Annotated in this window: 28 protein-coding genes; 10 read left to right on the top strand and 18 right to left on the bottom strand. The window is 71.1% G+C overall.

Annotated features, from left to right (window positions below; genetic code table 11):
- Positions 1-4: 4 nt before the first annotated feature.
- Entirely contained in the window at positions 5-1,021 is a 1,017-nt protein-coding gene (locus HQQ85_RS07390; RefSeq protein ID WP_173182857.1) for an aldo/keto reductase, read from the bottom strand.
- A gap of 164 nt (positions 1,022-1,185) precedes the next feature.
- On the opposite strand from HQQ85_RS07390, the gene HQQ85_RS07385 reads away from it, so the two are divergent.
- On the top strand, positions 1,186-1,599 hold the full coding sequence (locus HQQ85_RS07385; protein WP_173181901.1) for a cupin domain-containing protein: 414 nt from the start codon (positions 1,186-1,188) through the stop codon (positions 1,597-1,599).
- Between the two features lie 2 nt (positions 1,600-1,601).
- Positions 1,602-1,979 carry a DUF2255 family protein gene (locus HQQ85_RS07380; RefSeq protein WP_173181900.1) on the top strand — a complete coding sequence of 126 codons (378 nt, stop codon included), beginning with the start codon at positions 1,602-1,604 and terminating at the stop codon, positions 1,977-1,979.
- Here HQQ85_RS07380 and HQQ85_RS07375 read toward each other — a convergent pair.
- The 6 genes from HQQ85_RS07375 to HQQ85_RS07350 all read right to left on the bottom strand — a co-directional run bounded on the left by HQQ85_RS07375 (position 1,963) and on the right by HQQ85_RS07350 (position 7,921).
- Complete coding sequence (locus tag HQQ85_RS07375; RefSeq protein ID WP_173181899.1) at positions 1,963-2,832, bottom strand: helix-turn-helix transcriptional regulator; 870 nt, start codon at positions 2,830-2,832, stop codon at positions 1,963-1,965. The genes HQQ85_RS07380 and HQQ85_RS07375 overlap by 17 nt on opposite strands.
- Positions 2,833-2,937: 105 nt before the next feature.
- Entirely contained in the window at positions 2,938-3,978 is a 1,041-nt protein-coding gene (locus tag HQQ85_RS07370; RefSeq protein ID WP_173182856.1) for a LacI family DNA-binding transcriptional regulator, read from the bottom strand.
- Between the two features lie 52 nt (positions 3,979-4,030).
- Positions 4,031-4,930 carry a carbohydrate ABC transporter permease gene (locus HQQ85_RS07365; protein WP_173181898.1) on the bottom strand — a complete coding sequence of 300 codons (900 nt, stop codon included), beginning with the start codon at positions 4,928-4,930 and terminating at the stop codon, positions 4,031-4,033.
- Positions 4,927-5,958, bottom strand: coding sequence for a carbohydrate ABC transporter permease (locus HQQ85_RS07360; protein WP_173181897.1), 1,032 nt, complete (start codon positions 5,956-5,958; stop codon positions 4,927-4,929). The genes HQQ85_RS07365 and HQQ85_RS07360 overlap by 4 nt, the downstream gene beginning before the upstream one ends.
- Before the next feature lie 70 nt (positions 5,959-6,028).
- The gene (locus HQQ85_RS07355; RefSeq protein ID WP_173181896.1) at positions 6,029-7,357 is read right to left on the bottom strand and encodes an ABC transporter substrate-binding protein; all 1,329 of its coding nucleotides are present in this window, start codon (positions 7,355-7,357) and stop codon (positions 6,029-6,031) included.
- Positions 7,358-7,525: 168 nt separating this feature from the next.
- Positions 7,526-7,921, bottom strand: a complete 396-nt coding sequence (locus HQQ85_RS07350) for a hypothetical protein (RefSeq protein WP_173181895.1) — start codon at positions 7,919-7,921, stop codon at positions 7,526-7,528.
- Between the two features lie 131 nt (positions 7,922-8,052).
- Between HQQ85_RS07350 and HQQ85_RS07345 the strand changes: the two genes are divergently transcribed.
- Positions 8,053-8,988, top strand: a complete 936-nt coding sequence (locus HQQ85_RS07345) for an amidase domain-containing protein (protein WP_173181894.1) — start codon at positions 8,053-8,055, stop codon at positions 8,986-8,988.
- Here the strand turns inward: HQQ85_RS07345 and HQQ85_RS07340 are convergent.
- On the bottom strand, positions 8,985-9,854 hold the full coding sequence (locus HQQ85_RS07340; RefSeq protein ID WP_173181893.1) for an alpha/beta fold hydrolase: 870 nt from the start codon (positions 9,852-9,854) through the stop codon (positions 8,985-8,987). The two genes, HQQ85_RS07345 and HQQ85_RS07340, sit on opposite strands and share 4 nt — an antisense overlap.
- A gap of 25 nt (positions 9,855-9,879) precedes the next feature.
- Here HQQ85_RS07340 and HQQ85_RS07335 point away from each other — a divergent pair, with 25 nt between their 5' ends.
- Positions 9,880-10,485, top strand: a complete 606-nt coding sequence (locus HQQ85_RS07335; RefSeq protein WP_173181892.1) for a TetR/AcrR family transcriptional regulator — start codon at positions 9,880-9,882, stop codon at positions 10,483-10,485.
- 89 nt (positions 10,486-10,574) lie between these two features.
- On the opposite strand, the gene HQQ85_RS07330 is transcribed toward HQQ85_RS07335, so the two are convergent.
- From HQQ85_RS07330 to HQQ85_RS07310, 5 genes are all read right to left on the bottom strand, one after another.
- Complete coding sequence (locus HQQ85_RS07330) at positions 10,575-12,029, bottom strand: amidohydrolase family protein (RefSeq protein WP_173181891.1); 1,455 nt, start codon at positions 12,027-12,029, stop codon at positions 10,575-10,577.
- A 67-nt stretch (positions 12,030-12,096) separates the two neighbouring features.
- Positions 12,097-12,471: a hypothetical protein gene (locus HQQ85_RS07325; protein ID WP_173181890.1), complete on the bottom strand. Its 375-nt coding sequence runs from the start codon at positions 12,469-12,471 to the stop codon at positions 12,097-12,099.
- Between the two features lie 30 nt (positions 12,472-12,501).
- A complete protein-coding gene (locus HQQ85_RS07320) occupies positions 12,502-13,365 on the bottom strand; it encodes an extradiol ring-cleavage dioxygenase (RefSeq protein WP_173181889.1) in 864 nt (287 codons plus the stop codon).
- On the bottom strand, positions 13,365-14,168 hold the full coding sequence (locus tag HQQ85_RS07315) for a citryl-CoA lyase (protein ID WP_173181888.1): 804 nt from the start codon (positions 14,166-14,168) through the stop codon (positions 13,365-13,367). Before HQQ85_RS07315 ends, HQQ85_RS07320 begins: the two co-directional genes overlap by 1 nt.
- The gene (locus HQQ85_RS07310) at positions 14,161-15,369 is read right to left on the bottom strand and encodes a CaiB/BaiF CoA-transferase family protein (protein WP_173181887.1); all 1,209 of its coding nucleotides are present in this window, start codon (positions 15,367-15,369) and stop codon (positions 14,161-14,163) included. Before HQQ85_RS07310 ends, HQQ85_RS07315 begins: the two co-directional genes overlap by 8 nt.
- 159 nt (positions 15,370-15,528) lie before the next feature.
- Here HQQ85_RS07310 and HQQ85_RS07305 point away from each other — a divergent pair, with 159 nt between their 5' ends.
- Positions 15,529-16,329: an IclR family transcriptional regulator C-terminal domain-containing protein gene (locus HQQ85_RS07305; RefSeq protein ID WP_173181886.1), complete on the top strand. Its 801-nt coding sequence runs from the start codon at positions 15,529-15,531 to the stop codon at positions 16,327-16,329.
- A gap of 5 nt (positions 16,330-16,334) precedes the next feature.
- The gene (locus tag HQQ85_RS07300; protein WP_216851582.1) at positions 16,335-16,883 is read left to right on the top strand and encodes an NADPH-dependent FMN reductase; all 549 of its coding nucleotides are present in this window, start codon (positions 16,335-16,337) and stop codon (positions 16,881-16,883) included.
- Positions 16,884-16,957: 74 nt separating this feature from the next.
- Here the strand turns inward: HQQ85_RS07300 and pgm are convergent, their stop codons facing one another.
- Positions 16,958-18,586 carry a phosphoglucomutase (alpha-D-glucose-1,6-bisphosphate-dependent) gene (gene pgm, locus HQQ85_RS07295; protein WP_173181884.1) on the bottom strand — a complete coding sequence of 543 codons (1,629 nt, stop codon included), beginning with the start codon at positions 18,584-18,586 and terminating at the stop codon, positions 16,958-16,960.
- 59 nt (positions 18,587-18,645) lie between these two features.
- Here pgm and pheA point away from each other — a divergent pair, with 59 nt between their 5' ends.
- Entirely contained in the window at positions 18,646-19,578 is a 933-nt protein-coding gene (pheA, locus tag HQQ85_RS07290; RefSeq protein ID WP_173181883.1) for a prephenate dehydratase, read from the top strand.
- Between the two features lie 28 nt (positions 19,579-19,606).
- Here the strand turns inward: pheA and HQQ85_RS07285 are convergent, their stop codons facing one another.
- Genes HQQ85_RS07285 through HQQ85_RS07275 form a run of 3 tightly spaced genes read right to left on the bottom strand, consistent with a single transcriptional unit; the run spans position 19,607 to position 22,122 of the window.
- Positions 19,607-21,022 (bottom strand): phosphotransferase, encoded by a 1,416-nt coding sequence (locus HQQ85_RS07285; RefSeq protein WP_173181882.1) that lies wholly within the window; start codon positions 21,020-21,022, stop codon positions 19,607-19,609.
- A gap of 48 nt (positions 21,023-21,070) precedes the next feature.
- Positions 21,071-21,724 carry an SUMF1/EgtB/PvdO family nonheme iron enzyme gene (locus tag HQQ85_RS07280; protein ID WP_173181881.1) on the bottom strand — a complete coding sequence of 218 codons (654 nt, stop codon included), beginning with the start codon at positions 21,722-21,724 and terminating at the stop codon, positions 21,071-21,073.
- Positions 21,721-22,122 (bottom strand): DUF5997 family protein, encoded by a 402-nt coding sequence (locus HQQ85_RS07275; protein ID WP_173181880.1) that lies wholly within the window; start codon positions 22,120-22,122, stop codon positions 21,721-21,723. Before HQQ85_RS07275 ends, HQQ85_RS07280 begins: the two co-directional genes overlap by 4 nt.
- A 42-nt stretch (positions 22,123-22,164) precedes the next feature.
- Here HQQ85_RS07275 and HQQ85_RS07270 point away from each other — a divergent pair, with 42 nt between their 5' ends.
- The gene (locus HQQ85_RS07270; RefSeq protein WP_173181879.1) at positions 22,165-22,992 is read left to right on the top strand and encodes a LysR family transcriptional regulator substrate-binding protein; all 828 of its coding nucleotides are present in this window, start codon (positions 22,165-22,167) and stop codon (positions 22,990-22,992) included.
- 26 nt (positions 22,993-23,018) lie between these two features.
- On the opposite strand, the gene HQQ85_RS07265 is transcribed toward HQQ85_RS07270, so the two are convergent.
- Positions 23,019-24,059: a diacylglycerol kinase family protein gene (locus HQQ85_RS07265; RefSeq protein ID WP_371741807.1), complete on the bottom strand. Its 1,041-nt coding sequence runs from the start codon at positions 24,057-24,059 to the stop codon at positions 23,019-23,021.
- Between the two features lie 107 nt (positions 24,060-24,166).
- Between HQQ85_RS07265 and serS the strand changes: the two genes are divergently transcribed.
- Positions 24,167-25,435, top strand: coding sequence for a serine--tRNA ligase (serS, locus tag HQQ85_RS07260; RefSeq protein ID WP_173181877.1), 1,269 nt, complete (start codon positions 24,167-24,169; stop codon positions 25,433-25,435).
- Positions 25,436-25,486: 51 nt separating this feature from the next.
- A complete protein-coding gene (locus tag HQQ85_RS07255; RefSeq protein ID WP_173181876.1) occupies positions 25,487-26,305 on the top strand; it encodes an HAD family hydrolase in 819 nt (272 codons plus the stop codon).
- Positions 26,306-26,387: the final 82 nt, after the last annotated feature.

The raw sequence follows: 26,387 nt of genomic DNA, 5'->3' as shown, positions 1-26,387 counted from the left end.
GCCGTCAGCGGCGCCGGGCCGCCGGGGTCAGCGACGTGGCGCCGTAGCTGTTGTCCTCGGGGTTCAGCGTGACCCCGGGCGCCACCAGCTCGTCGATGCGGTCGAGCACCTCGTCGTCGAGCACGACGTCGGCCGCCGGCAGCTGCGACTCGAGCTGCTCCATCGTGCGGGGCCCGACGATGGCCGAGGTCACGGCCGGGTGCCGGATGACGAAGGCGATCGCCAGCTCGACCAGGCTGATGCCGGCCTGCTCAGCGAGCTGCGCGAGCTCCTCGACGACGTCGAGCTTCCGCTGGTTGGCGGGGGACGACATGTCGAAGCGTGCCGGGGGTCGCGCGCTCGAGGTGGGGGCCGCATCCGCATTCTTCCGCCAGCGGCCCGAGAGCCAGCCGCCGGCGAGCGGGCTGTAGCTCAGGATGCCCATGCCGTGCCTCTGGGCGGTGGGCAGCACGTCCTCCTCGACACCCCGCACGAGGATCGAGTACGGCGGCTGCTCGGTGACGAAGCGCTGCAGGGTCCGTTCACGCGCGGCCCACTGCGCCTCGACGATCTGGCCTGCCGAGTACGACGACGACCCGATCATCCGCACCTTGCCCTGGTGCACGAGGTCGCTGAGCGCGCCGAGCGTCTCCTCCACATCGGTGTCGGGGGAGGGGCGGTGCACCTGGTAGAGGTCGATGTAGTCGGTCTGCAGGCGCTGCAGCGAGTCCTCGACCGAGCGCATGATCCATGTGCGCGAGCCGCCGCGCCGGTTGGGGTCGTCCCCCATCGGCATGAAGAACTTCGTGGCGAGCACGACGTCGTCGCGGCGGCCCCGCAGGGCCTCGCCGACGATCCGCTCGGACTCACCGGCCGAGTAGACGTCGGCCGTGTCGACGAAGGTGATGCCGGCGTCGAGGGCGCGGTGGATGATCCGGATCGAGTCGGCCCGGTCCTCGTTCCCCCAGGGGCCGAACATCATGGTGCCGAGGCAGAGGGGGCTGACGGAGACGCCGGTGCGTCCGAGGGGGCGGTAGTCCATGGCTGGTCCTTTCGTGACCGCAGCAGTCATGACGGGGACGCTACGCCGGGCGGACGATGCCAGGGAGGGCCTGTCGGTACCCGTCACACCAGGCACTCCCGCCGCCCCGACCGCCGGCGTGTACTGGATGCACGACACACCGCCCGCTCGAGAGAGGAACACCGATGAGCACCAGCACGCAGCCGAAGACCCCCACGGCCAAGGGGCCGGAGGAGTGGTTCGACGGCGACGTCTACTTCAACAGCTACTACGCCGGACAGGAGCCGTCGCGAGTCCGCCTGAATCTCGTGCGGTTCACCCCGGGCGCCCACACGGCCTGGCACACGCACGCCGTGGGCCAGACGCTGCACGTCACCGAGGGCGCCGGCTTCGTGCAGTCGCGCGGCCAGGAGCTGATCGAGCTGCGCCCGGGCGACACCGTCCACACGCCCGCGGGGGAGTGGCACTGGCACGGGGCCGCTCCCGACCAGTTCCTGTCGCACCTCGCCCTCTGGGAGGCGCCTGCCGGCGACGAGCCGGAGACGGTCTGGGGCGACAAGCTCACGGCCGACGAGTACCCGTCCGCGCGGAAGGATTGAGCATGGTGACCTGGACGGACGACGAGCTGCGCCGCATCGGCGGCGCCGACGAGCTGCGCGTGACCTCTGAACGGCCCGATGGCAGCCTGCGGCCTTTCACGACCATCTGGCACTCGACCCTCGGTGGCGAGCTCTACATCCGCTCGGCGCACGGGCCCGAGAACGGCTGGTTCCGGCGGGCCCGGCAAGCCGGCGTCGGGAGGATCAGCTCGGGTGGGGTCGAGAAGGACGTGACGTTCGAGCTCGCCGACGCCGGAGTGCGCGAGGCGCTCGACGCGGCGCTGCACCAGAAGTACGACCGCTACGGCGCCGGCCCGGTCGGCGCCATCACCGGCGACGACGTGCTCGAGACGACCCTGAAGGTCACGCCTCGAGGCTGACCAGGTCCTCCTGGCTCGCCGCCCACGACGCGAGCAGGGCCAGGGCGTCGGCCGTGGGCGAGCCGGCCGGTGCCGTGTAGACGTTCATGACCAGGCCGGGTTCGCTCGGCAGCTCCATCGACTCGTAGTCGAGGTCGAGGTCGCCGACCACGGGATGGTGCAGGCGCTTGCGGCCGCTGCGGTGGTACTTCACGTCGCGCGACGCCCAGCGCTGCCGGAACACCTCGCTCTGCGTCGACAGCTCCCCGACCAGCCGGATCAGGCCCTCGTCGTGCGGATTCCGCCCGGCCTCGAGGCGCAGCATCGCGGCCGCGTCGTCGGCGATCTGGTCGTAGTCGCGCCAGAACTCGCGCGCCGCCGGGTTGAGGTAGGTGAAGCGGGTGGTGTTGACGGGTCGGCGCGGGTCGTCGAAGACGGGGGAGTAGAGGGCTCGGCCCATCCGGTTGGCGGCGAGGATGTCGTGGCGACCGTTCCGCACCCACGCGGGTGCGTCCGCCATGGCGTCGAGCACCTGCCGGATCGCCGGCCGGACATCCGTCGACACCTTCTCGCGTCGGGCGCGCACAGGGCCCGCGTTGCGAGCGAGGTCGAAGAGGTACTGGCGCTCGGCGCCGTCGAGGCGCAGGGTGCGGGCCAGGGCATCCAGCACGCTCTCGGAGGCGCCGGCCAGATTGCCGCGCTCGAGGCGCACGTAGTAGTCGACCGAGACGCCGGTGAGCATCGCGACCTCCTCGCGCCGCAGCCCGCTCACCCGCCGATTGCCGCCGTAGGCCGGAAGGCCGGCCTCCTCGGGCGTGATGCGGGCTCGGCGCGACGTCAGGAACTCCCGGATCTCGGCGCGCGCATCGGTCATGCCTCCACGTTAAGCCGCGGCCCCGCCCCGAGGGAGGTTCTGCCGGTACCCGCCTCGCCGAAGTGACGCAGCAGACGCACCAGACGCGCAGACGCAGCAGACGCGTCAGGCCTCGCGCGGCGCCGTCGACGGCCGCACGATCAGCCGCGTCGGCATCATCGTGACCCGCTCGACCGGCTTGCCCTCGATGCGCCGCACCAGCACCTCGGCCATCGCGCGCCCCAGCTCGAGCGAGGGCTGGTCGATCGTCGTCAGGGCCGGCACGGCGGTCGACCCGAAGTAGTTGTTGTCGAAGCCGGCGACCGCGATGTCGTGCGGGATGCGCAGCCCCCGCTCGAGGATGACCGAGTACGCCCCCGCCGCCATCTGGTCGTTCGCGGCGAACAGCCCGTCGATCGGCTCGCCGCGATCGAGCAGGCGCCGCATCGCCTCGGCACCCGAGTCGGGGGTGAAGTCGCCGTACTCGACGAGATCCGAGCGCAGCCGCGCATCCGCCATCGCCCGTCGGAAGCCGCGCAGGCGGTCGAAGCCGGGCGGCATGTCCTGGGGCCCCGCGATCGTCGCGATGCACCGGCGGCCGGTCGAGACGAGGTGGGCCGTCGCCTCGGCCGCGCCCGCCACGTTGTCGACGTCGACGAAGTAGCTCTCGCTCTCGCTCTCGAGCAGCGGCCGGCCGCCGTAGACGATCGGCAGCGACAGGTCGAGCCGGTCGTAGGAGTGGTCGCCCTCGTGGTGCGAGACCACGAGCGCCCCGTCGGCGTTGCCGCCGAGCAGGTAGCGACGCGTCTTCTCCGAGCGCATCTCCGACGCGATCAGCATGTTCAGCGTGAAGTCGGTGTCGGAGAGGTACAGCGCCACACCCTGCACCACGGTGGCGAAGAACGGGTCGCTGAACAGCTTGGCCGTCGTCTCCGGCACCACCAGCGCGATCACCTGGGTGCGCCGGCTGACGAGCGAGCGTGCCGCGCGGTTCGGAACGTAGTTGAGCTTGAGGATGGCCTCGTTCACGGCCTCGGCGATCGCATCCGACACATTGGGAGCCGCGTTCACCACCCGCGAGACGGTCGCCCGCGACACCCCGGCGGCGGCCGCCACCATCTCGAGCGTGGGGGCCGGATGCGCGTCCCGCCCACGCCCCGACGACATCTCGCTCACGGGGCCTCCTCAGGGTCTGCCGAACTCCAGTGTAGAGCTCGGCTCAGCCCTTGACCGCGCCCGCCATGATGCCGGAGACGAGCTGTTTGCCCGCGAGCACGAACAGCAGCAGGAGGGGCAGGGTGGCGAGCACCGCGCCGGTCAGCACGATCGAGTAGTCGACGTACTTGGCCGACTGCAGCTGGCTGAGCGCCACCTGCAGCGTCGGGTTCTGCGGCACGACGAGCAGCGGCCAGAGGTAATCGGTCCACGCGGTCATGAAGGTGAACAGGCCCAGGATGGCCATCGCCGGGCGCGCGGCCGGGATGCCGACGTGCCAGAACGTGCTCAGCATGCTCGCGCCGTCGACGCGGGCGGCCTCGATCAGCTCGTCGGGGATGACGTCGACGAGGTACTGCCGCATGAAGAACACGCCGAAGGCGGTCACCAGGGTGGGCACGATCACGGCGCCGAGGGTGCCGGTCCAGCCGAACTGCTTCATCACCATGAACAGGGGGATGATGCCGAGCTGGGTGGGCACCGCGAGGGTCGCGATGACGAACACGAGCAGCCCCTCACGGCCGCGGAACTTCAGTTTGGCGAACGAGTAGCCGGCGAGCGTCGAGAACAGCACGACCGAGACGGTGATGACGCTCGAGACGATGATGCTGTTCAGCAGCGACGTCCAGAACGGCACCGTGTTCATCACCTCGCCGACGTTCTGCCAGAACTGCCCGCCGGGCAGGAGCGGCGGCCAGGTCTCGGTGAGCACCGAGCTCGGGCTGGTGCCGGCGATGAACGACCAGTAGAGGGGATAGGTGCCGGCGACGAAGAAGACGATCAGCAGGCCGTAGGTGAGGAACCCGGGCCGCTTGTCGATGCCGAGCGGCTTGCGGCGGCGGCGCGGCTCGGTGGGCTCGGGCGCGGCGGCCGTCTCGGCCGGGCGGATGCTCGTGGTGGTCATGATCGCTTTCCCTTCGTGACGGCCCTGCCGGCTTTCTTCGCGATGAACCGCGTCTCGACCGAGGCGATTCTCCGCGAGATCAGGAAGTTCAGCACCCCGAAGAGCACGATGATCAGGAACAGCAGCCACGCGACCGCGGAGGCCTTGCCGAAGTTCTGCCGGTTGAACGCGAGGTCCCAGAGGTAGAGCACGGTCGTCTGGTACTGCCTCTGCGGGCCGCCGGGGGTGGCGGTGGTGGGGTTGAACAGCTTGGGCTCGGTGAAGATCTGCAGGCCGCCGACGGTGGCCGTGATGATCACGAAGATCATGGTCGGGCGGATGCTCGGCAAGGTCATCGAGAAGAAGCGCCTGATCGCTCCGGCGCCGTCCAGCGCGGCGGACTCGTAGATGTCCCGCGGCACGGCCTGCATGGCGGCGAGCAGGATCAGGGCGTTGTAGCCCGTCCAGCGCCAGTTGACCATCGAGGCGATGGCGACGTGGGAGGGGAGAGTCTCGGTCTTCCACATCACGGGGTCGATCGAGAGGGTCTGCAGCACGTTGTTGATCAGGCCGTACTTCTCGTCGAAGGCGCTCGAGAAGATCAGCGTCACGGCGACGGGGGTCACGACGTAGGGGATGAGCACGCTCATCCGCCAGAAGGTCTTGGCGCGGATGTTCTGGTCGAGCACCGCCGCGATCAGCACCGCGCCGACCAGCTGCGGGATGGCCGAGAGCAGGAAGATGCTCACCGTGTTGAAGAGCGAGTTCCAGAAGAAGGGGTCGTTCAGCTCGGCGACATAGTTGTCGAGGCCGACGAAGCCGGCGGGGCCGGAGAGGAGGTTCCACTCGTTCAGCGACACGACGAAGGTGTAGACGAGGGGGAACAGTCCGACCAGGCCGAACAGCACGAAGAACGGGGCGATGTAGAGGTAGGGGGAGGCCTTCACGTCGAAGCGGCTGCGCCAGTACGCGAAGGGGGTGCGCTGCTTCGGGCGGTAGGGCTCGTGCGGCGTCGTGTCCGACGTCGGCGGCGTGAGGGTGGCGGTCATGGCGGCTTCCTGGTGGCTGCGGCAGGGAATGAGTGGGGGTGGGCGGCCGAGGCCGCCCACCCCCGGGTGCTTACTTGTTGACGACGAGCTGGTTCAGCAGCTCGAGCGCGTTGTCCCAGGCGGCGGCGCCGTCGGCCTTGCCCGAGTCGATCTGCTGGATCGCGGGTCCGAAGACCTGCGACTGGATGACCGAGTCGTCCGGGCCCTTGTACTGGGCGACGACACCGTCGGCGCGCTTGGCGAGGATCTCACCGATGGGGGCATCGTTGAAGAACGTCGACAGCTCGTTCGTGCCCGTCACGGCGGGGTCGGTCTGGGCGGCCGTCACGCTCGGGAAGGTGCCCGCGACACCGAAGGCCGCGGCCTGCGACTTCGCGTCGGTGAGGAAGGCGGCCAGCTCGGCGGCCTCCTTCGGGTGCTTGGACTGCGTGGGCACGGTCAGGAAGCTGCCGCCCCAGTTGGCCGCGCCGCCGGGGAAGACGTTCGCGAAGTCCCAGCCGGTGCTGGCGTCGCCGCCCGCGGCCGTGACCTGGCCCTTCACCACGCCGAGCATCCAGCCCGGGCAGACGAAGGTCGCGAAGGTCTGGTCGGTGAAGGCCTTGCCCTTGCCCCAGTCCCAGGCGGTCTGGTTGGCCGACAGGCCCGACTCGGTGGCGGCGGAGAGGGTCGTCCAGAGCTTCTGGAGGTCCTTGTTGCCGTCGACGTTCAGCTCGCCGTCCTTGGTGTAGTAGCCCTCGGGCTGCTGGTTCACCATGGCGTTCCAGAGGAAGCCGGACTGGTCGTAGAAGGCCTTGCCGGTCGCGGCCTTGTACTGCTGGCCGACCTCGAAGTACTTGTCCCACGTGGCGTCGTCGCCGCCGAAGAGCGTCGCGACCTCCTCGCGGTCGGTCGGCAGGCCGGCCGCCTCGAATGCGGTTCGGTTGTAGCACAGGCCCTCCGGGCCGATGTCCGAGCCGTAGCCGATGATGCGGCCGTCCTTGTCGGTGGCCTGGGCGAGCTTCCAGTCGACCCAGCGGTCCTTGATGTCGTCGGCTCCGTAGTCGCTGAGGTCGTTGAACTGGTCGGAGACCTGCATGACGGCGCTCAGCCAGCCCTCCTCGACGGCCTGCACGTCGGGCAGCCCCGCGCCGGCGGCGGCCTTGGTCTGCCAGTCGGTCTTGGCGTTGTCGCCGGTGTCGATGTTGGTGGGCTTGATGGTGATGTTCGGGTGGTCGGCCTCGTACTGGGCGTAGAGGTCGTCGTAGCCCATCGTGCCGAACGTCGTGACGGTCAGCTCCACCTTGTCGTCGGAGCCCCCCGACGACGACGAGTCGCCGGCCGAGCAGCCGGCGGCGAGAAGGGCGATGGCGGCCGCGCCCGCGACGGCGGCTACGGCTTTTGTGCGTCGTGAAAGACTCACGGTCACTCCTTTGTGCGTGTCTATGAGAGCGCTCTATCACGCGACCGTGCGTGCTGTGAGAGCGCTCTCTTGGGATTACCAGGAGCGTAAGCGCGTGGTTGTCCCACGTCAAGGAGGAACTGCGAAAATCGTGTTTCCGTGTGCGTCGGGAGGCGCGAGACGGGTCGGTCAGCCGATGACGGCGACGCCGTCCGACATCAGCGGGGCCGCGGTGCGCGGCGCGACCGCCGAGACCAGGGCGCCGCCGCCGGCGGTCAACAGGATGATGATGTCGAAGCTCGTGAGGCCGGTGGGGAGCATCCCGAACACCGTGTCGTCGGCCAGCGCCGCGAGACCGAGCCCGCCGAGCACCACGCCGACCACCGCGAGCACGAGGCGCATGGCCTTCGCGTTGTCGTGCCCGAAGCCGACGGCCAGCAGCGCGACCGCGCAGGCGAGGTAGATCAGGTCGATCGCGAAGTCGGTGTTGAAGATGCCGAGGATGTGCTCGCCCTCGATGAACAGCCCGACCCCGCCGTGCGAGATCAGGATGATGCCGAGGATGAGGGCGTAGGGGCGTCCCATTGCGTCTGCCTTCCGGTGGTCGTGCCCCTACGATCTCCCGGCCGACCGCATCCGCCCACCGGCTTGACAGCGGGGCTGCGCGCTGTCAAGCCCGTCCCCCTCATAGGGGACACAAATGAAGATGTGTTGCCATGGACCTCATGCCCCGAAGCAGTACCCGACGTCCTTCAGCGCGCCCGTCCCGCCGTTCGCTCACCCTCCTCGTCGCGGCCTTCGCCGTCGCGAGCCTCGCCCTCACCGGCTGCGCGGGCGGCGCCTCCGGCAGCGGCTCCGGTTCCGGTTCCGCCGACTCCGCCTCGGCCGACGCCCGCGTGGCCCTCGAGGCCGTCTCGCCCGCCACCGGCAGTCTCACCGGGGGTGCCGAGGTCACCGTCGCCGGATCCGGGTTCGACGGCGACTCACCCGTCGCCACGGTGCGCTTCGGCGCCGAGGCCGCGCCCTCCTTCGCCGTCGTCGACGACCGCACGCTGACCGTGGTGACCCCCGCATCCGTCGACTTCGCCGTGGCTGCCGTGCCCGTGACGGTCACCCTCGAGGACGGCTCGGAGGTCGTGCTCGACGGCGGCTTCGGCTACGAGGTGCAGACCCCGGTCGACAGCCAGATGAACTACGCCTTCACCTACTGGAAGGACTACAACCTCGCCGAGTGGGGCCAGTTCCCCGACAACGACTGCGGCAACTTCGTCAACCAGGCCATGCTCGCGCGCGGCTGGGTGCAGGACGAGAACTGGTACAGCGAGTACGCGACCACCGGCGACTACAGCTACAGCTGGATCCGCGGCAACCAGATGGACGCCTACTACGCCTCCCGCCCCGACACCACGCGGCTCGAGATCACCCAGCGCGACCAGGTCAAGATCGGCGACGTCGTGATGTTCGACTGGGATCCGCAGAACGACAACGGGGTCGACCACACGATGATCGTCTCGAAGGTCACCCCGAACCTCGACGGCACCATCGCGATCAAGATGGTCGGCCACACGCTCGACGCGCAGTACCGCGACCTCGACACCGCGATCACGGTCGAGAAGCCGGGCGGCACCGCCCACTTCTGGTCGATCGCCTAGGCGCCGCCTCCTGACTCCACCTCGCCCCAGAACTCGCCGACCACCCGCGCCAGGGCTGCGGGCTGCTCGAGCGGCACGAGGGTGCGCGCGCCCGCGATCGTGACCGCCCGCGCGATCGGCCCGGCGGCTGCGGCCGATCGTTCGGCGTCGGCCGGGCTCCAGTCGCCGCGGTTGTCGGAGGCCACGAACAGGCTGGGCACCGTGAGCCGCGGCAGCAGCGCCGACACGTCGACCCGGTTCAGGATGAACGACCGCAGCGCGAGGCTCATGCTCCGTCGCTCGGGCCGCCCGAGGCTCTCCAGCACGGTGCTCCGGATGCCCGGATCGGCCGCCGAGGCGTCGGTGAGCATCGCGTCCAGCACGGCCGCGCGCACCGGACCCACCGGCCCGACCAGCCGCAGCACCGGCGCCAGCAGGTTGATGCGCTGCCGCAGCTCGATCGAGATGGGTTCGACCGGGGCGCTGACCGCGACGAACGAGCGCAGGAGGCCGGGGTCGGCCGCCAGCTCGTAGCCGACGTGGCCGCCGAAGGCGTTGCCGACCCAGTCGACGGGCCGCCCGTCCGGGTTCAGCACGGCGAGGGCGTCGCGCGCGGCGTCGGCGGCGCCGCGGATGTCTGTGGCGCGCGTCAGTGCGTCGCTGCGGCCGAGGCCCGGCGGGTCGATCAGCGCGAACGCGCGGGTGGGGTGGGCGCGCTGCAGGAGCGGGAGCATCCGGAACCAGGTGCTGCTGTCGACGAACATCGACGACCAGAGCACGGTCAGGGGGCCGGCGGCGGGGCCGGTGGCGCGCACGTGCAGGCGGCCCAGGCGGGTGGGCACCAGCTGCGTGCGGAGACGATCATTCGGAGTGAGTGAGGTTGACATGAAAAGTGATGTTAGCCTAAGTCACATGAAAGCGCGAGACTCCGGCGGGAAGCCCCGCGAGTACCGCATGTCGGTGCGGGCCGAGTCGGCCGAGGCGACCGGCGAGCGCATCGTGGACGCGATGCTGACGCGCTTCGCCGACACTCCCTACGAGCGCATCCGCCTCGACGACGTGGCCGCCGACGCGGGCGTGGCGGTGCAGACCGTGATCCGGCGCTTCGGCGGGAAGCCGGGGCTGATGACGACGGTGGTGGAGCGCGAGCTCGGCCGTATCGCCGCCGCCCGCGAAGCCGCGGCGCAGGCCTCGGTCGCCGCCACGGTGGAGGCGCTGGTCGAGCACTACGAGGTGTACGGGGCGCTCATCCTGAAGACGTACTCGGAGGCGCCGCTCGTGCCCGGGCTCGTCGACCTCGCCTCGCGGGGCCGGGCCTACCACGTGGACTGGTGCCGCCGCACCTTCGAGCAGCACCTCGACCCGTCGCTCGACGGGGCGACGCAGCGCCTGCGCCTGGCGCAGATCGTCGCCGTCTGCGACGCGACGACGTGGCGCATCCTCCGCGCCGACGGCGGCCTCACCGCCGCCGAGACGGCGACGGCGCTCCGCGCCTTCCTCGCGCCGCTCCTCCCCTGAACCGAGCCGTCGAAAAACGCCCTCTCACAGCTCCGAGAGGGCGTTTTGCGACGGCTCGAACGGTTCTCGGGGGGGAGGGCGGCCCCGCCTCAGTCGATCGCCGAGTGGGTCGCCGCGGTGCGGAACTCCGTGTACATGTACGGGTTGTCGAGCACCTTGGTCTCGGGGATGTCGGGGTTCATGCCCTCGCCCCAGGTCGTGTCGCCGAGCACCGACTGCAGGTGGTCGACGGTGCTCTCGACCGCCGCGCGGGTGCGCGCGAGGTCGTGCCCGACGAGCGACCCGTCGTACTTGGCCACCCGCCCGTCGACGAGCACGGTGTGCACGTCGGCCCGCCCGACCTGCAGCGCCACGTGTCCGTAGGGGTTCGTGATCGGGAACATCGAGGGCGAGCCGTCGTTCTTCAGCAGCACCAGGTCGGCCTTCTTGCCCACCTCGATGCTGCCGGTCACGTCGTCCAGGCCCAGGGCCCGGGCGCCCCCGCGGGTGGCCCAGTCGACCACGTGCTCGGCGCGCAGGTGCGAGTGCGTGACGGTCTCGCCCTTCTCGTGCGCCTGCGTGTGCTCCCAGGAGCGGTCGGCGCCGAGGGTCGAGCGCATGGCGGTGAACAGGTCGCTCGAGAACCACACACTGGTGTCGACCGACAGCGACATCGGGATGCCGTGCTCGCGCAGCACCCACGACGGCGGGTAGCCCTGCCCGCAGCTCTGCTCACTCTCGGTCGAGAGCGACACCGAGCCGCCGGTCGCGGCGATGCGCTGGTAGGAGTCGTTGCTGAGCGTCGCCGCGTGCACGTACACCGTCGACGGCTGCATGAACCCGTTCTCGTGCATCAGCCGGATGCCGTCGTCGTTCGTCGCACCCCAGACGCCGGCGTGGGTCGTGACGGGAAGCCCGAGCTCCCGCGCCACCTCGAACGCGCCGCGCTCGGGGAAGGCCGGGTCGCCCGTCACGTCGAACGCCAGCTGGAACCGCAGCAGGTCGGAGCCGGTGTCGTTCGCCCGGATGAAGGCCGTGAAGTCGGGGTTCGCCGCCCACTCCCAGGGCGCTCCGAAGATGTTGCCCGGCGCGAACACGAAGCGGCCGCGCGCATCCCGCAGCGACTGCAGCGCCGCCTCGGCGTGCTCGAGCGTGCGCAGGCCGTGCGACCAGTCGACGGTGGTCGTGACACCGGCGTCGATCGCGTCGAGGGCCGACAGGGCGTTGCCGGCGTAGATGTCCTCGGGCCGGAAGTGCTTCCCGTGCTCGAGGTAGTACCAGACGAAGTACTGCGTCAGCGTCCAGTCGGCGCCGTAGCCGCGCATGGCGGTCTGCCACATGTGCCGGTGCGTGTCGATCATGCCGGGCATCAGGATGCCCCCGGCCGCGTCGATCTCGAAGGTGCCGTCGGGCACCGCCAGCCCGACGCCCACGGCGGCGACGCGGTCGTCGATCACGAGCACGTCGCCGTGCCGGATGATCTCGTGCCGGTCGTCCATCGTGAGCACGAGGGCGTCGCGGAAGACGATCGGGCGGTCGTCGGTGGGAAGGGCGGGTGCGGTCATGAGCGGCTCCTTTGCCGAGGGGTGAGAATGCAGGGCGTGTCGGGGTGAGTGAGAAGCGGATGCCCGCTCAGAGGGCCACCGTCGGGTAGTCCTTGCCCAGCCAGTGCGAGAGCTTCGCGGCGTACTCCCGCTGGAACGACAGCGGCCCCTGGGCGAGGGCGTAGTCGTCGTCGTAGATGGCGATGAAGATCGTCAGGCACAGGAAGAAGTGCGCCCCCATCTCGAACAGCGCCACGTAGTCGTGCTCGACGAGCGCCGTCCGCTCCGCATCCGTCAACGACAGCCAGGTGGTGCGCTCGGCCGGGTCGCCGTTGCCGAGCCGGGTGCCGAGGTCGGCCTCCCAGCGCGCCACCAGCTCGACCGGGTGCACCTTGTAGGCCGAGAGCAGCCCGGGGTCGCGGTCGACCTGGTAGAGGAACTTGTTCACGTAGTACACGCTCATCGCGGGTCTCCCTTCATCGTGGGTCGGCGCTCATCGCGGGTCACCGTTCGGGTACCAGGTGAAGTACGCCTCCGTGGTGTGGAAGAGGTCGAGGTTGTCGACGTAGTCGGCCTTCACCGGGCCGGCGATGCCCATCATCAGGATCAGGTCCATGAAGCCGTGGGTCGCGTTGCCGGCCCCAGCCATCGACTCGTGCGTGACGTTCTCGAGGATGGCCCCGATGTCGCCGTTCGAGAGCCACTCGATGGCCTGCCGGTCGAACTCGGGGTCGGGTCCGGTCTCGCCGAACTGGCGCGGGCCGCCGAGCTCGAGCGAGAGGTGGCCGCTGCCGACGGCGGCGATCCGCTGATCGGAGGGGTACTCGTCGATGACCTCGCGGATGGCCCGCCCCAGGTCCCAGAACCGCTTCGGGCTCGGCAGCGGCGGCGCGAAGATGTTCGTGTAGATCGGCACGATCGGCAGGTCGGCGTCGGGCCGGGTCGTGATGATCGGGCAGATGATCGAGTGGTCGATCTTCAGCTCGTGGCTGACCGAGAAGTCGAATCCGCGGTCCATCAGCCCCTGCAGCAGGAAGCCCGAGAGCTCCTCGTGCCCTTCCAGCAGGTACGTCGGGATGCTGAACTCGCGTTCCTCGTTGGAGAAGGTCGCGTCGTACCGCGGCTGCTTGCCGATCAGGAACGTCGGGTAGTTGTCGTGGAAGAACTGGTGGAAGTGGTCCGACCCCACCATGACGAGCACGTCGGGCCGCGCCGCGGTGAGGGTCGCGCGGTAGGCCTCGACCTTGCGCGTCCACTCGGCGGCCTGGGGCATCCGCTCCTCCGGCGGGGTGAGTTGGGTGGCCTTGAGGTAGAACGGGTGATGGGTGGTGGCGAGCACCGCGGTGAGGTCGGCCATCAGTCCTCCTTCGACGATGCTTCGGCGGGGGGCGTGTACACGGCGTTGCGGTCGACCTCGCCGTAGACGGTCGGGCCGATGGGGTTCTCCCGCTCCTCGGCCAGGTGCCCGATCAGGCCGGCCGTGCGGGCGAGCAGGGCGAAGCCGCGCAGCAGGTCGACGGGCAGCCCCGCGTCGGCGAGGGCGGCTCCGGCGACGCCGGCTCCGTTCAGGGGCAGGGTGCGCCCGACGACCTGCGGATGCACGCGCCCCACGGCCTCGAACAGCTCCAGATGCGGCCCCTTCACCCCGGCCTCCTCGGCGATGCGGATGATCACGGGCGTGCGCGGGTCGCCGTTCTTGTGCACCGGATGCCCGAGCCCTGGCACCTTGGCCCCGGCCGCCTTCGTGGCGCCGAGCGCCTCGAGCGCCACCGCGTCCCACTCCTCGGTCCCGTAGCCGGAGGTGTCGCCGAGCGGCTCGACAACCCGGTGCAGCCACTGCCCGGTGTCCTCGGTCACGCCCAGGAAGCGGGAGCCGCCGCCGAGGAGGCCCGCGGCGATCGCGCCCTGCAGCGAGTCGGGGGCGCTGTAGTAGGTCAGCCGGGCGGCGATCGCGGTGGGGGTGAAGCCGTGGTCGGCGAGCGAGACGAGCACGGCCTCGAAGACCCGCAGCTGGCCCGGGGTGGGCCGACGCTTGGTGGCGAGCCAGTAGGCCAGCTCGCCGAACGAGATCTGCCCGAGCAGCTCGCCCGCGAGGTCGTGGCCGAGCAGCGAGATGGTGTCGGTGGTGCTGGTGCCGATGGCGGTGGGGTACTCAGGCATGGGGGCCCTCCTGGGCGATCGGGCGGGCGAGCCAGCCCCGGATGAGCGTGTCGTGCTCGCCGAGCGCCGGCGGCGGGGAGTCGTAGCGCGCCGGGGTGCGCGAGAAGCGGATCGGGTTGCGGATCATCGGCACCGCGCGGTCGCCGTCGCCGACGCTCACCACGGGCTCGAGCCCGAGCCGCTCGGCCAGGGCCACGCCCCCGTCGATGGTGTTGATGGGCCCGCAGGCGATGCCGGCCTCGGTGAGCAGGTCGAACCACTCGCCGATGGTGTGCGCCGCGAGGGCTTCCACCAGCAGCGGCCGCAGCTCGCCGCGGTTGCGGTTGCGGTCCTCGGTTCGGGCGAATCGCTCGTCCTCGGCGAGCTCCGGGAGACCGAGCGCCTCGGCGAGTCGCCGGAACTGGCCGTCGTTCGCCGCGACGACGATGATCTCGCCGTCACTGGCCGGCAGCGGCTCGTACGGGAACAGGCTCGGATGCGCGTTGCCCATCCGGAAGGGCACCGACCCGCCGGCGACGTACGTCGAGGAGTGGTTGGCCATCGCGGCCAGGGCGGTCGAGAGCAGGTTCACCTCGACGTGCTGCCCCTCGCCCGTGCGGGAGCGGTGGTCGAGCGCCGCGAGGATGCCGATGGTCGCCTGCATTCCCGTCATCACGTCGAACACCGAGACTCCGCTGCGGTAGGCGGGGCCGTCGGGGTCGCCGGTGAGGCTCATCAGGCCCGACATGGCCTGCACGATCAGGTCGTAGCCCGGCAGCGACGCTCCGCCGGCGCTGCCGAAGCCGCTGATCGACGCGTAGACGATCCCGGGGTTCACGGCCGCGACGGAGTCGTGGTCGAGCCCGAACTTGGCGAGCCCGCCCGGCTTGAAGTTCTCGATCACCACGTCGGCCCGGCTCGCCAGCTCGAGGGCCGCGGCCCGGTCGTCCTCGTCGCGGAAGTCGAGCACCACGTCGTACTTGTTGCGGTTGATGCCGAGGTAGTAGGTCGAGACGCCGTCGCGTTCGGGCGGGGCCCACGACCGCGTCTCGTCACCGGCGGGGCTCTCGACCTTGACGACGGTGGCGCCCAGGTCGGCGAGCTGCTGGGTGGCGAACGGGCCGGCCAGCACGCGGGAGAAGTCGGCGACCAGGAGGCCTTCGAGCGCGCCGCCGGTCGCGGCCCGTCCGGGCTCCGGCAGTGCGGTCGAGGCGCGTGCCATGTCATCTCCATCGATTCCGGTCAACTGTCCGCTGTGCGGATGGCACCAGTGAAATGCATCCGGTGTCCGGTGTCAAGAGCGGCCGGCCGACTTCCAGCCCGCGCCGGGATGCGGTACTACTGGAGACGACAGCAGCGGACGGATGACCGGAGGAGGCCCATGCGCGACGCGACCGGACCGGAGTTCATCGAGGCCATCGCCCGGGGGCTCGACGTGATCACGGCCTTCGGCGTGAGCGGTCAGAGCCTCAGCCTCAGCGAGCTGTCGACGGCGACGGGGCTCGCGCGGCCGACCGTGCGCCGCATCCTGCTCACCCTGGCCGAGCTCGGCTACGTGCGGGCCGAGGGCGGCAGCTACTCGCTGACCGCCCGGGTGCTCGACCTCGGCATGGCCTACGTCTCGGCCTCGAACCTCTGGGAGATCGCACGCCCGCACCTCACCGAGCTGAGCCGCGCGACGGGGGAGTCGTGCTCGCTGGCCGAGCTCGACGGCAGTGACATCGTCTATGTCGCGCGGGTCGCCGTGCCCAAGCTGGTGGCGCTGTCGGTCTCGATCGGCACACGCTTCCCGGCGGCCGCGACCTCGCTGGGCAAGGTGCTGCTCGCCGCGCTCGACCGCGAGACCCTCGAGCAGGTGCTGGCCGAGCCGTCCCGCTCGCCGGTGGTGCCGGCCTGGCATCCCGACGCGGCCGAGCTCGCGGAGTCGCTGCGGGAGGTGCGGGCCGCGGGCTGGGCGCTGACCGACCAGCAGCTCGCTCCGGCCATCCGCTCGGTCGCGGCGCCGGTGCGCGACGGCTCGGGCCGGGTCGTCGCCGCGGTGAACGTCAACGCCCACGCCGCCGAGACCAGCGTCGAGACCCTCGTCGGGGAGCACCTGCCGAAGCTGCTCACCACGGCGGCCGCGATCAGCGCCGACTGGGCGCGCTGGGAGAGCCGTCCGCTCGCCGAGGTGGTTCGATGAATGGCATGGATGCCCGACCGCGCCTTCTCGTCCTGATCGCCAGCACTCGTCCCGGCCGCGTCGGCGGCGTGGTGGGGGAGTGGGTCGTCGATGCCGCCCGGACCTGCGGCGCCTTCGAGGTGGAGGTGGCGGATCTCGCGGAGCTGCGGCTTCCGCTGCTGGACGAGCCCGCGCATCCGCGGCTCAGGGACTACCGGCACGACCACACGCACCGCTGGAGCGCCACGGTCGACCGCGCCGACGGCTTCGTGTTCGTGATGCCCGAGTACAACCACAGTTACACGGCGCCGCTGAAGAACGCGCTCGACTACCTCGTGCACGAGTGGGCCGGCAAGCCCGTGGGGCTCGTCAGCTACGGCGGGCTGTCGGGCGGAACCCGCGCGGTCGTGGCGCTGCAGCCGGTGCTCGCGAACCTGCAGCTGCGCGGTATCGCGGCGAACGTCGAGATCGCGTGGGTGGCCGAGCACCTCGAGGAGGGCCGCTTCGCCCCCTCCGACCGCCACGAGCGGGCGCTCGCGGCCCTCACGGCCGAACTGGCCGCCGCCCTGGCCTGAAATCGAGCCGATCCGTCGAAAAACGCCCTCTCAGGGCTCCGAGAGGGCGTTTTGCGACGGATCGAGGTGAGCGGCTACGCGCCGAGGGCGGCGTCGACGATGAGCTTCGCCTCGGCCTGCACGCGGCGGAGGTGCTCCTCGCCCACGAAGCTCTCGGCGTAGATCTTGTAGACGTCCTCGGTGCCCGAGGGGCGGGCCGCGAACCAGGCGTTGTCGGTGACGACCTTGACGCCGCCGACCGCCGCGCCGTTGCCCGGCGCGTGCGAGAGCTTCGCGACGATCGGGTCTCCGGCGAGCTCGGTGGCCGTGATGGCGTCGCCGTCGAGCTTGCCGAGGGCCGCTTTCTGCGCCTTGGTGGCCGCGGCGTCGACGCGCTCGTACACCGGCGAGCCGAACTCCGAGGTCAGCTCGGCGTAGAGCTGCGACGGGGTCTTGCCGGTCACCGCGAGGATCTCGGAGGCGAGCAGGGCCAGCAGGATGCCGTCCTTGTCGGTGGTCCAGACCGTGCCGTCGAAGCGCAGGAACGACGCCCCGGCCGACTCCTCGCCGCCGAACGCGACCGAGCCGTCGATCAGGCCGGGCACGAACCACTTGAAGCCGACCGGCACCTCCCAGAGGGTGCGGCCGAGCGAGCCCGCGACCCGGTCGATCATGGAGCTGGAGACGAGGGTCTTGCCGATCGCCGCATCCGGCTGCCAGCCCTCGCGCCGCGAGTACAGGTACTGGATGGCGACGGCCAGGTAGTGGTTCGGGTTCATGATGCCGGCGTCGGGGGTGACCACGCCGTGCCGGTCGGCATCCGCGTCGTTGCCGGTCGCGATGTCGTACCTGTCGCGGCTCGCGACGAGGGAGGCCATGGCGTAGGGGCTCGAGCAGTCCATGCGGATCTTGCCGTCCCAGTCGAGCGTCATGAACGCCCACTGCGGGTCGACCGTCTCGTTCACGACGTCCATGTTGAGGCTGTAGCGGTCGCGGATGAGCTCCCAGTACTCCACGCTCGCGCCGCCCAGCGGGTCGGCCCCGATGTGGATGCCCGACTTCTGGATCGCGTCGAGGTCGATCACGTTCACCAGGTCGGCCACGTAGTGCTCGCGGAAGTCGTAAGTGCCGGTGGGCGCGCCCTCGCCGCGGCCGACGCGCTTCACGTCGGCGAGGCCGCCGGCGATCAGCTCGTTGGCGCGGTTCGCGATCCAGCCGGTGGCGTCGGAGTCGGCCGGCCCGCCGTGCGGCGGGTTGTACTTGAAGCCGCCGTCGGCCGGCGGGTTGTGGCTCGGGGTGACGACGATGCCGTCGGCCTGGTCGTCGTGGCCCGCCCGGTTGTAGGCGAGGATCGCGTGCGAGACGGCGGGGGTCGGGGTCCAGCTGTCGCGCGAGTCGGTCCAGACCGTGACGCCGTTGGCGGCGAGCACCTCGAGGGCCGTGTCCTCCGCCGGCTTGGAGAGGCCGTGGGTGTCGCGGCCGAGGAACAGCGGGCCGGTGATGCCCTGGTCGGCGCGGTACTCGACGATCGCCTGCGTGATCGCGGCGATGTGATCCTCGTTGAAGGCCGTGTTGAAGCTCGAGCCGCGGTGCCCGCTCGTGCCGAACGCCACCTTCTGTTCCGGGTCGTTCACGTCGGGGTGCAGCTCGTAGTAGGCGCGCACGAGCGCGTCGACGTCGATCAGGTCTTCGGGAAGGGCCACAGTGCCGGCGCGTTCGAACATGCCCCAAGTCTGGCACCCGCCGCCCGCCCGTGCCATCGCCGCTCGCTAGGCTCGGGGGCATGTCGGAGACGTACAGCTACCTCGGCCCCTCGGGAACCTTCACCGAGGCCGCGCTCGCGCAGGTGCCCGAGGCGCGGGGCAAGGAGTGGCGCTCGGTCAACAACGTGGGCGAGGCGTTCGACGACGTGGTGTCGGGGCGCAGCGTCGCCGCGATGATCGCGATCGAGAACTCCATCGAGGGCGGCGTCACCTCGACGCTCGACGCGCTGGCGAACATCCCGAACCTCAGGATCGTAGGGGAGTACCTCGTGCGGGTGCAGTTCGTGCTCGTGGCGCGGCCCGGCACACGGCTCGAGGACGTGCGGGTGGTGAACGCGCATCCGGTCGCCTACGCGCAGACCCGCAGCTGGCTCGACGCGAACCTGCCGACGCACGGGCACATCCCGTCGACGTCGAACGTGGCCTCGGCGCTGGCGCTGTTCGAGAACGACCTCGCCGACGCGGCCGTGGCGCCGCCGCAGATCGTGCAGCACCACGAGCTCGAGGTGCTGGCCGAGAACATCGCCGACAACGCCAACGCGGTCACGCGCTTCGTGCTCGTCTCGCGCAGCACCGTGCTCCCGACGGCGACCGGGGCCGACAAGACGAGCATCATCGCCGAGCTTCCCGACGACCGTTCGGGAGCCCTGCTCGAACTGCTCGAGCAGTTCTCGACGCGCGGGGTGAACCTGTCGCTGCTGCAGTCCCGGCCGATCGGCGACGCCCTCGGGCGCTACCGCTTCGTGATCGACGCCGACGGGCACATCTCCGACGAGCGGGTGGCGGATGCTCTGCTGGGCGTCCGCCGGTTCAGCCCCAGTGTGATCTTCCTGGGCTCGTACCCGCGGGCCGACCAGGCACCGGTCGAGTACGTCGACCGCTACGACGACGAGGTCTTCCGCGAGGCGCGCGACTGGCTGCGGGGGCTGATCAGCGGGGACCCGACGGCCTAGCGGAGCCTGCTCGGGGCGAGCAGACCGTTTAGCGCGGCCTGTTCGCGAGGCGTTCGATCGCGTTGACCGGTATCGAGACCCAGTCAGGGCGGTTGCGCGCCTCGTAGCTGACCTCGTAGAGCGCCTTGTCGAGCTCGAAGGCGTCGAGCAGCACGCGCTGCGCCCGCAGGTCGAGCCCCGAGCGCGAGACGTAGCCGTCGATGAACGCGTCCCGCGCCTCGTGCGCCCAGGCCCGAGCCGCCTCCGCGTGGTCGGACTGCGCGAGCGTGCCCGCCACGTAGTCGAACGAGCGCAGCATCCCCGCCACGTCGCGCAGCGTCACGTCGGGTTCGCTCCGCTCGGCGAGCGGCCGCAGCGGCTCGCCCTCGAAGTCGAGCAGCACCCAGCCGCGCCCGGGCACCGCCAGCACCTGCCCGAGGTGGTAGTCCCCGTGGATGCGCTGGAACGCCGGCCACGACGCCTCGGCCGCCGCCGCGAACACCTCGTCGACCGCGCTCGCCTGCGCGGCCAGCGCGGGCACCTCGACGAGCGCCTGCGCGGCCCGGTCGCGGAAGCTCGCCACGATCGCGCTCCGGTCGGCGTCCGACGCCTCGTGCACCGGGAACAGCCGCGCCAGCTCGGTGTGCACCTGGGCCGTCGCCTCGCCGAGCGCCTTCGCGAGCTGCTCGAACGACTCGCCCGCCTCGGCCGAGCGCAGCGCCACGCGCCACGCGTCCTCGACCTCGGGGATGAACTCCTGCGCGAAGGCCAGGTGACCGGATGCCCGCCCGCCCTCGACCCGGGGATCGTTCCACGACCCCGAGACCGACCCCACGGCACGCGGCACGAGGCGCGAACCGGCATCGCTCAGTGCCGACTGCACCACCACGTCGGGATTCTGCCCGTCGCTCAGCACGCGGAACAGCTTGCAGATCACCGGCTGCGCCGGCTTCCCGTTCAGGTGCACGAGATCGAAGATGATCGAGGTGTTCGACTGCTCGCCGCGCAGCACGCGCGAGTCGGTGACGCGGATCTCCGGGCTCGTCAGCGCGTGATGCCCCTGGGCTTCCGTGCCGTCGGGCGACTCGCCCGCGGTCACCTCGTCGTCGAGCATCAGCGCGAGCAGGGCCCGCGTGAAGGCGGGATCGTGCGGGGCGTCGTAGACGTAGACGGAGCCGCTCGGCCCCTCGACGCGCTCCACGAGGGCGCGCTCACCGCCGAGCAGCGGCGACGAGCGGAACGACAGCGGCACCTGGTAGAGCACCGGCGCCGGCCCCGACTCGTCCAGCAGCAGATGGGTCTCGAGGCCGACCTGGTGCTTGTGGTCGGTCAGTGTCCAGACGCCGACGCGGGTCAGCGCGGGGCTCTGCTCGGAGGAGGCGTACCAGCGCTGTTCGCGCATCCAGTCCGCGAGCTCCGGTCGCACATCGGTGTATCGGTCCAGGCTCACCGTGGGCACGCTCATGCTCGAACCGTACGCCCGGGGCCGCCGACCCGCCAGAGAATGGGGGTGCTACTCAGCCGATCGGGCAAGCCGCAGGCCCACGTCGTCGTGCGTCGAGCGGGGCCCGGCACCGCGTCGCACGTCGGCCCGCACGTTCCACGCGTCGTCGGCGAAGCCGCCGCCGCGGAACACCCGCGCGCCCCGGGAGGGGTCGTCGTCCGGGTCGAGCAGGTCGAAGCACCACTCCGAGACGTTGCCGAGCATGTCGAAGAGCCCATAGAGGTTCGGATGCCGCGCCCCGACGTCCTGCGGAGACCGCACCCCGTCGGCGGCCGACCACGCGACCTCCGGCAGCGGCCCGTAGACCGGCCCCGTCGAACCGGCGCGGCAGGCGAACTCCCACTCGGCCTCGCTCGGCAGCCGGTACCCCTCGGAGTCGCGGTGCCAGACCACATCCTCGCCGTCGACGCCGTAGGCGAGGTCGAGGCCCTCCCACTCGGAGGCGGCGTTGCACAGGCGCACGGCGCGCAACCAGCTCAGCTCGACGGCCGGGCGGCGTGGATGCTCGGCGGTGACCCCGATCAGCTCGGCCACGAGTGCCTCGGTGACCGGGTAGACGCCGATGTCGAAGGGCTCGAGCTGCTCGGTGCGGCGGAGGTTCCGCCGCGCATCCACGAGCTGCAGCGTGCCGCCCGGGATCGAGGCCAGCTCGATGTCGGTCACTCGGCCGTGTCGGCCAGCGCCGCTTTACCCGCCTTGATGTCGTTCACGCGGTGGTTCTCTTCCCGCACCTCGGCCTGGATGCGGCGCTCGGTGACGAGCCACTCGGGCGGCGCCTCGAGGAGCTCCTTGATCTGGGCGGTGGTGAGCGCATCCGTCACCCCGGCGCGGGCGAGGCCCGAGATCGATACGCCGAGCTTGCGCGCCACGACGTCGCGCGGGTGCGGGCCGTTCAGCCGCAGCTCGACGAGCCACTCGGGCGGGGACTGCAGCAGCTCGTTCAGCGTCTCGCGCGTCATCGGCGCCTCCTGCAGCTCCGCGGGGGCCGCGGGCAGGTAGATGCCGAGCTTCTTCGCGGCGGTCGCCGGCTTCATGGTCTGCGGCGTCTTGGAGGGGCTCATCTGCACAGCGTATCCTGGGCGGGCTCGATGAAAGGGGGCGCCATGGTCCTCCGAGTCGCCTTCGTGCCCGGCGTCACCCCGTCGAAGTGGGTGCGCATCTGGGGCGAGCGCTTCCCCGGCGAGCGGCTCGAGCTGCTGCCGCTCGACACCGTCGCGCTGGGGTCGACCGACGATCTGGCCGTGCTCTTCGAGGCTCAGGATGCTCGCGCCGAGGCCCCCGCGGACGCCACCGCTCAGCCGGCCGACGCCGAGCCGGCCGATGCCGAGCCGGCCGAGACCGAGTCCGCCTCCGGGCCCGCTGACGTCGTGATCGCGCGGCTGCCCGTGCGCACCGAGGGCGTGCACGCGATCCCGCTGTACGAGGAGCTGCCGGTCGTCGTCGTTCCCGCCGACCACGAGATCACCGCGGTCGACGAGATCGCGCTCGACGAGCTCGAGGCGATGATCGGCGAGCGGATGCACGCCCCCGCCGCCACGCCCACCGGCGGCCCCGACGCGATCGCCCTCGTCGCCGCGGGCGTCGGCGCCGTGCTGCTGCCGAAGTCCCTCGCCCGCCTCTGGGCGCGGAAGGACGTCGACTCCCGCCCCGTGACCGGCGCCCCCTCCACCACCGTAGCGCTGGTGTGGCGCACCGATCTCCCGGCCGAGCGTGCGGCCCTCGTCGAGGAGTTCGTCGGCGTCGTGCGGGGTCGCACCGCCAACACCTCGCGGGCGGCCGGATCCACGGAGCCGCCCGTCAAGCAGAAGGCGACCGCCAAGGCGAAGGCGCGCGCCGCCGAGGCCCGTGCCGCCGAGGCCGAGGCCAAGGCGAAGGCGTCGCACAAGAAGACGGTGGCGCCGGGGCGCACCCGTCCGCGCCGGGCTCGCTGAGCATCCGCTCGCTCTTCGATTCGGGCTCAGGCACGACCTGCTGAGTCGGGCGCCTCGACCGCTACGGCCGTGACCGCGGGCGTGAGCGACGGCACGCGCACGAGCAGCGCGGCCGGAGCCACGTGGCTGCGCACGGCCGTCGCGGTGCCCCACTCGTCGCCGTCGAGCTGGATCTCCTCCTCGGTCTCGAGCCGCAGCTCGAAGTCGCGGCCCTTCGCGTAGGTGACCGAGCGCACGTCGTGGTTCAGGTCGATGATGCGCCGGCCCGCGGCCGACTTGCGCAGCACGCCGTTCTCGAACGCGATCTTGTTCCACACCTTCAGCCAGCCGAAGGGGCCCTCGGGCCGAAGCGCGACGATGTCGAGCAGGCCGTCGTCGGGCTCGGCGTTCGGGATGAGCAGCAGCCCGCCGGGCAGCAATCCGCAGTTGCCCACGATGACGGTGTGGGCGGAGGTCGAGCGCCAGGCCGACCCGTCCATCCGGAAGCGCAGTCGCACCGGCTTCAGCTCGGGCAGCGCGCGGCCGATGCCGTCGACGTAGGCGAGCCAGCCGACGCGCTTCTTCAGCGCCTTGTTGGTCTTGGCGATCATCTTGGCGTCGAGCCCGAGACCCGCCATCACGAGGAAGACGTGCTCGTCGACGGAGCCGTCACCGCGCGTGGCCTGCACCACCCCGAGGTCGATCGCGCGATCGAACCCGGTGAAGGCGGTCATCACCGCGAGCTCGACGTTCGTGAGGTTCAGCTCGAGGTTGCGGGCCAGCAGGTTGCCCGTGCCCACCGGGAGCAGGCCGAGCGGCACCCCGGTGTCGCGCAGCGCCTCGGCCACGGCGCGCACGGTGCCGTCGCCGCCGGCCGCCATCACGACCGCGGCCCCGAGGGCGACCGCCGTCGTGGTCGCCTCACCGCCGGCCTCGTGCACGGTGGTCTCGAACCACAGCGTCGGGCCCCAGCCGGCCGCGGTCTCGGCCGCCTCGACGAGCCCGCGCAGCTTCGCCGCGTCGACCTTGACCGGATTGACCACGATCGCCGCCCGCGGGGGTGTGCGCGTCTCCGCTTCCCGTGCCACGGGATCACCGTACCGTGCGGGGGCGGGGCGTTCCCGCCGCGTCCTCCCGCCGGTCTGCGGCTTTCTCCCGCCGCTGGGCGTCGGGGGCGGCCCGTAGACTGGCAGGCGTGATCGATCCCGTCCTCCTGCGTGAAGCCCCTGATGTCGTCCGAGCCTCGCAGCGTGCGCGGGGAGCATCCGTCGAGCTCGTCGACACCGCCCTGGCCGCCGACCTGTCGCGCCGTGCGGCGCTGACCGAGTTCGAGACCCTGCGGGCCGAGCAGAACGCCTTCGGCAAGACCGTCGCCGCCGCCCCCAAAGATGAGAAGAAGGCCCTCGTGGCCCAGGCTCAGGAGCTGGCCGCCTCGGTGAAGGCCGCGCAGCAGCGGGCGACGGATGCGGAGGCGGCGTTCACGGAGTCGGCCCGCCGCATCCAGAACATCGTCGTCGACGGCGTTCCCTCGGGTGGGGAGGAGAACTTCGTCACCCTGCGTGAGGTCGGCACCAAGCCCTCGTTCGGCTTCGAGCCTCGCGACCACGTGGAGCTCGGCGAGTCGCTGAAGGTCTTCGACCTCGCCCGCGGCGCCAAGGTCTCGGGTGCGCGCTTCTACTTCCTCACCGGCATCGGCGCCCGGCTCGAGATCGCGCTGATGAACCTCGCGCTCGACCGCGCGCTCGCCGCCGGCTTCACCCCGCTGATCACCCCGACGCTGGTGCGCCCCGAGACCATGGACGGCACCGGCTTCCTCGGCGAGCACGCCGACGAGGTCTACTACCTGCCCGCCGACGAGCTGTTCCTCACGGGGACGAGCGAGGTGGCGCTCGCCGGGTTCCACATGGGCGAGATCCTCGACCTCTCGGCCGGATCGCTGCGCTATGCCGGGTGGTCGACCTGCTACCGCCGGGAGGCGGGGTCGCACGGGAAGGACACCCGGGGCATCCTGCGCGTGCACCAGTTCAACAAGCTCGAGATGTTCAGCTACGTGCTGCCCGAGAACGCCGAGGCCGAGCACGAGGCGCTGCTGTCGTACCAGGAGGCCATGCTGACCGACCTCGGCCTCGCCTACCGCGTGATCGACGTGGCCGCCGGCGACCTCGGCTCGAGCGCCGCCCGCAAGTTCGACACCGAGGCCTGGGTGCCGTCGCAGGAGACCTACCGCGAGCTCACCTCGACCTCGAACTGCACCACCTACCAGGCGCGCCGCCTCGACACCCGCTACCGCACCGAGTCGGGCAAGACGGCGCCGGTCGCGACGCTGAACGGCACGCTCGCCACCACGCGGTGGATCGTGGCGCTGCTCGAGACGCACCAGCAGGAGGACGGCTCGGTCGTCATCCCCGAGGTGCTGCGGCCGTACCTCGGCGGGCTCGCCGTGATCGAGGCGCCCAATGCGTGAGACCGAGCGCCGGGACGGCGCTCGGCGCTGGCGTCGCAGCGGCGGTCAGAAATGACCGCCGCTCCCAGCTCCAGCGCGCCATGGCTCGTCGCCCTCGACATCGACGGCACGGTGCTGCACGAGGACAGCTCGCTGAGCGACATCGTCGGCGCCGAGGTGCGCCGCGCCGCCGCCGACGGCCACGAGGTCATGCTCGCCACCGGGCGCTCCTCGGTGCACACCCTCCCCGTGGTCGCCCAGCTCGGCATCACCCCGGAGTACGTGGTCTGCGCCAACGGCGCCGTCACCCTGAAGCGCGACCCGGATGCGCCGCTCGGCTATCGGCAGGAGCATGTCGAGACGTTCGATCCCGGGCCGGTGCTGACGACCATCCGCTCGCATCTCGCGGAGGCCGTGTTCGCGGTCGAGGACGACGACGGCAACTTCATGTACACCGACTCGTTCCCGCAGGCGGCGCTCGGCGAGCAGACGCGGCTGGTGACGTTCGAGGAGATGATCTGCATCCGCGCGACGCGGGTCGTCGTGGTCTCGCCCGATCACGACATGGAGGACTTCCTGCAGGTCGTCGACCGGATGGGCCTGCACCGGGTCTCCTACTCTATCGGCTGGACCGCGTGGCTCGATATCGCGCCCGACGGCGTGAACAAGGCGACCGGGCTCGAGCGGGTGCGGTCGGCTCTGGGCATCCCGCGCTCGCGCGTGATGGCCATCGGCGACGGGCGCAACGACCTCGACATGTTCCGCTGGGCGGGCGAGTCGGGGCGGGCCGTGGCCATGGGTCAGGCGCCCGACGACGTGATCGCCGCAGCCACGGAGGTCACGGCCTCGGTCTACGACGACGGGGTGGCGCAGGCGCTCGCGACCCTCTGAGGCGGATGCGCGGCCGGCACACCTCGGCGCCGTGCTGCCGTGGCGTCGGCTCGCGCATCCGCTCTTTCTTGAGCTTTCTCGT

Source organism: Herbiconiux sp. VKM Ac-2851, assembly GCF_013205105.1.
GTDB classification, from domain to species: domain Bacteria; phylum Actinomycetota; class Actinomycetes; order Actinomycetales; family Microbacteriaceae; genus Herbiconiux; species Herbiconiux flava.
Note: the sequence above shows the minus strand (reverse complement) of the source record. Positions and strands in the feature narration are given on the sequence as shown.

Coding starts and splice junctions, on each gene's coding strand:
- HQQ85_RS07390 (WP_173182857.1), bottom strand. CDS start 1,021: ATGGACTACCGCCCCCTCGGACGCACCGGCGTCTCCGTCAGCCCCCTC.
- HQQ85_RS07385 (WP_173181901.1), top strand. CDS start 1,186: ATGAGCACCAGCACGCAGCCGAAGACCCCCACGGCCAAGGGGCCGGAG.
- HQQ85_RS07380 (WP_173181900.1), top strand. CDS start 1,602: ATGGTGACCTGGACGGACGACGAGCTGCGCCGCATCGGCGGCGCCGAC.
- HQQ85_RS07375 (WP_173181899.1), bottom strand. CDS start 2,832: ATGACCGATGCGCGCGCCGAGATCCGGGAGTTCCTGACGTCGCGCCGA.
- HQQ85_RS07370 (WP_173182856.1), bottom strand. CDS start 3,978: ATGTCGTCGGGGCGTGGGCGGGACGCGCATCCGGCCCCCACGCTCGAG.
- HQQ85_RS07365 (WP_173181898.1), bottom strand. CDS start 4,930: ATGACCACCACGAGCATCCGCCCGGCCGAGACGGCCGCCGCGCCCGAG.
- HQQ85_RS07360 (WP_173181897.1), bottom strand. CDS start 5,958: ATGACCGCCACCCTCACGCCGCCGACGTCGGACACGACGCCGCACGAG.
- HQQ85_RS07350 (WP_173181895.1), bottom strand. CDS start 7,921: ATGGGACGCCCCTACGCCCTCATCCTCGGCATCATCCTGATCTCGCAC.
- HQQ85_RS07345 (WP_173181894.1), top strand. CDS start 8,053: ATGGACCTCATGCCCCGAAGCAGTACCCGACGTCCTTCAGCGCGCCCG.
- HQQ85_RS07340 (WP_173181893.1), bottom strand. CDS start 9,854: ATGTCAACCTCACTCACTCCGAATGATCGTCTCCGCACGCAGCTGGTG.
- HQQ85_RS07335 (WP_173181892.1), top strand. CDS start 9,880: ATGAAAGCGCGAGACTCCGGCGGGAAGCCCCGCGAGTACCGCATGTCG.
- HQQ85_RS07330 (WP_173181891.1), bottom strand. CDS start 12,029: ATGACCGCACCCGCCCTTCCCACCGACGACCGCCCGATCGTCTTCCGC.
- HQQ85_RS07325 (WP_173181890.1), bottom strand. CDS start 12,471: ATGAGCGTGTACTACGTGAACAAGTTCCTCTACCAGGTCGACCGCGAC.
- HQQ85_RS07320 (WP_173181889.1), bottom strand. CDS start 13,365: ATGGCCGACCTCACCGCGGTGCTCGCCACCACCCATCACCCGTTCTAC.
- HQQ85_RS07315 (WP_173181888.1), bottom strand. CDS start 14,168: ATGCCTGAGTACCCCACCGCCATCGGCACCAGCACCACCGACACCATC.
- HQQ85_RS07310 (WP_173181887.1), bottom strand. CDS start 15,369: ATGGCACGCGCCTCGACCGCACTGCCGGAGCCCGGACGGGCCGCGACC.
- HQQ85_RS07305 (WP_173181886.1), top strand. CDS start 15,529: ATGCGCGACGCGACCGGACCGGAGTTCATCGAGGCCATCGCCCGGGGG.
- HQQ85_RS07300 (WP_216851582.1), top strand. CDS start 16,335: ATGGATGCCCGACCGCGCCTTCTCGTCCTGATCGCCAGCACTCGTCCC.
- pgm (WP_173181884.1), bottom strand. CDS start 18,586: ATGTTCGAACGCGCCGGCACTGTGGCCCTTCCCGAAGACCTGATCGAC.
- pheA (WP_173181883.1), top strand. CDS start 18,646: ATGTCGGAGACGTACAGCTACCTCGGCCCCTCGGGAACCTTCACCGAG.
- HQQ85_RS07285 (WP_173181882.1), bottom strand. CDS start 21,022: ATGAGCGTGCCCACGGTGAGCCTGGACCGATACACCGATGTGCGACCG.
- HQQ85_RS07275 (WP_173181880.1), bottom strand. CDS start 22,122: ATGAGCCCCTCCAAGACGCCGCAGACCATGAAGCCGGCGACCGCCGCG.
- HQQ85_RS07270 (WP_173181879.1), top strand. CDS start 22,165: ATGGTCCTCCGAGTCGCCTTCGTGCCCGGCGTCACCCCGTCGAAGTGG.
- HQQ85_RS07255 (WP_173181876.1), top strand. CDS start 25,487: ATGACCGCCGCTCCCAGCTCCAGCGCGCCATGGCTCGTCGCCCTCGAC.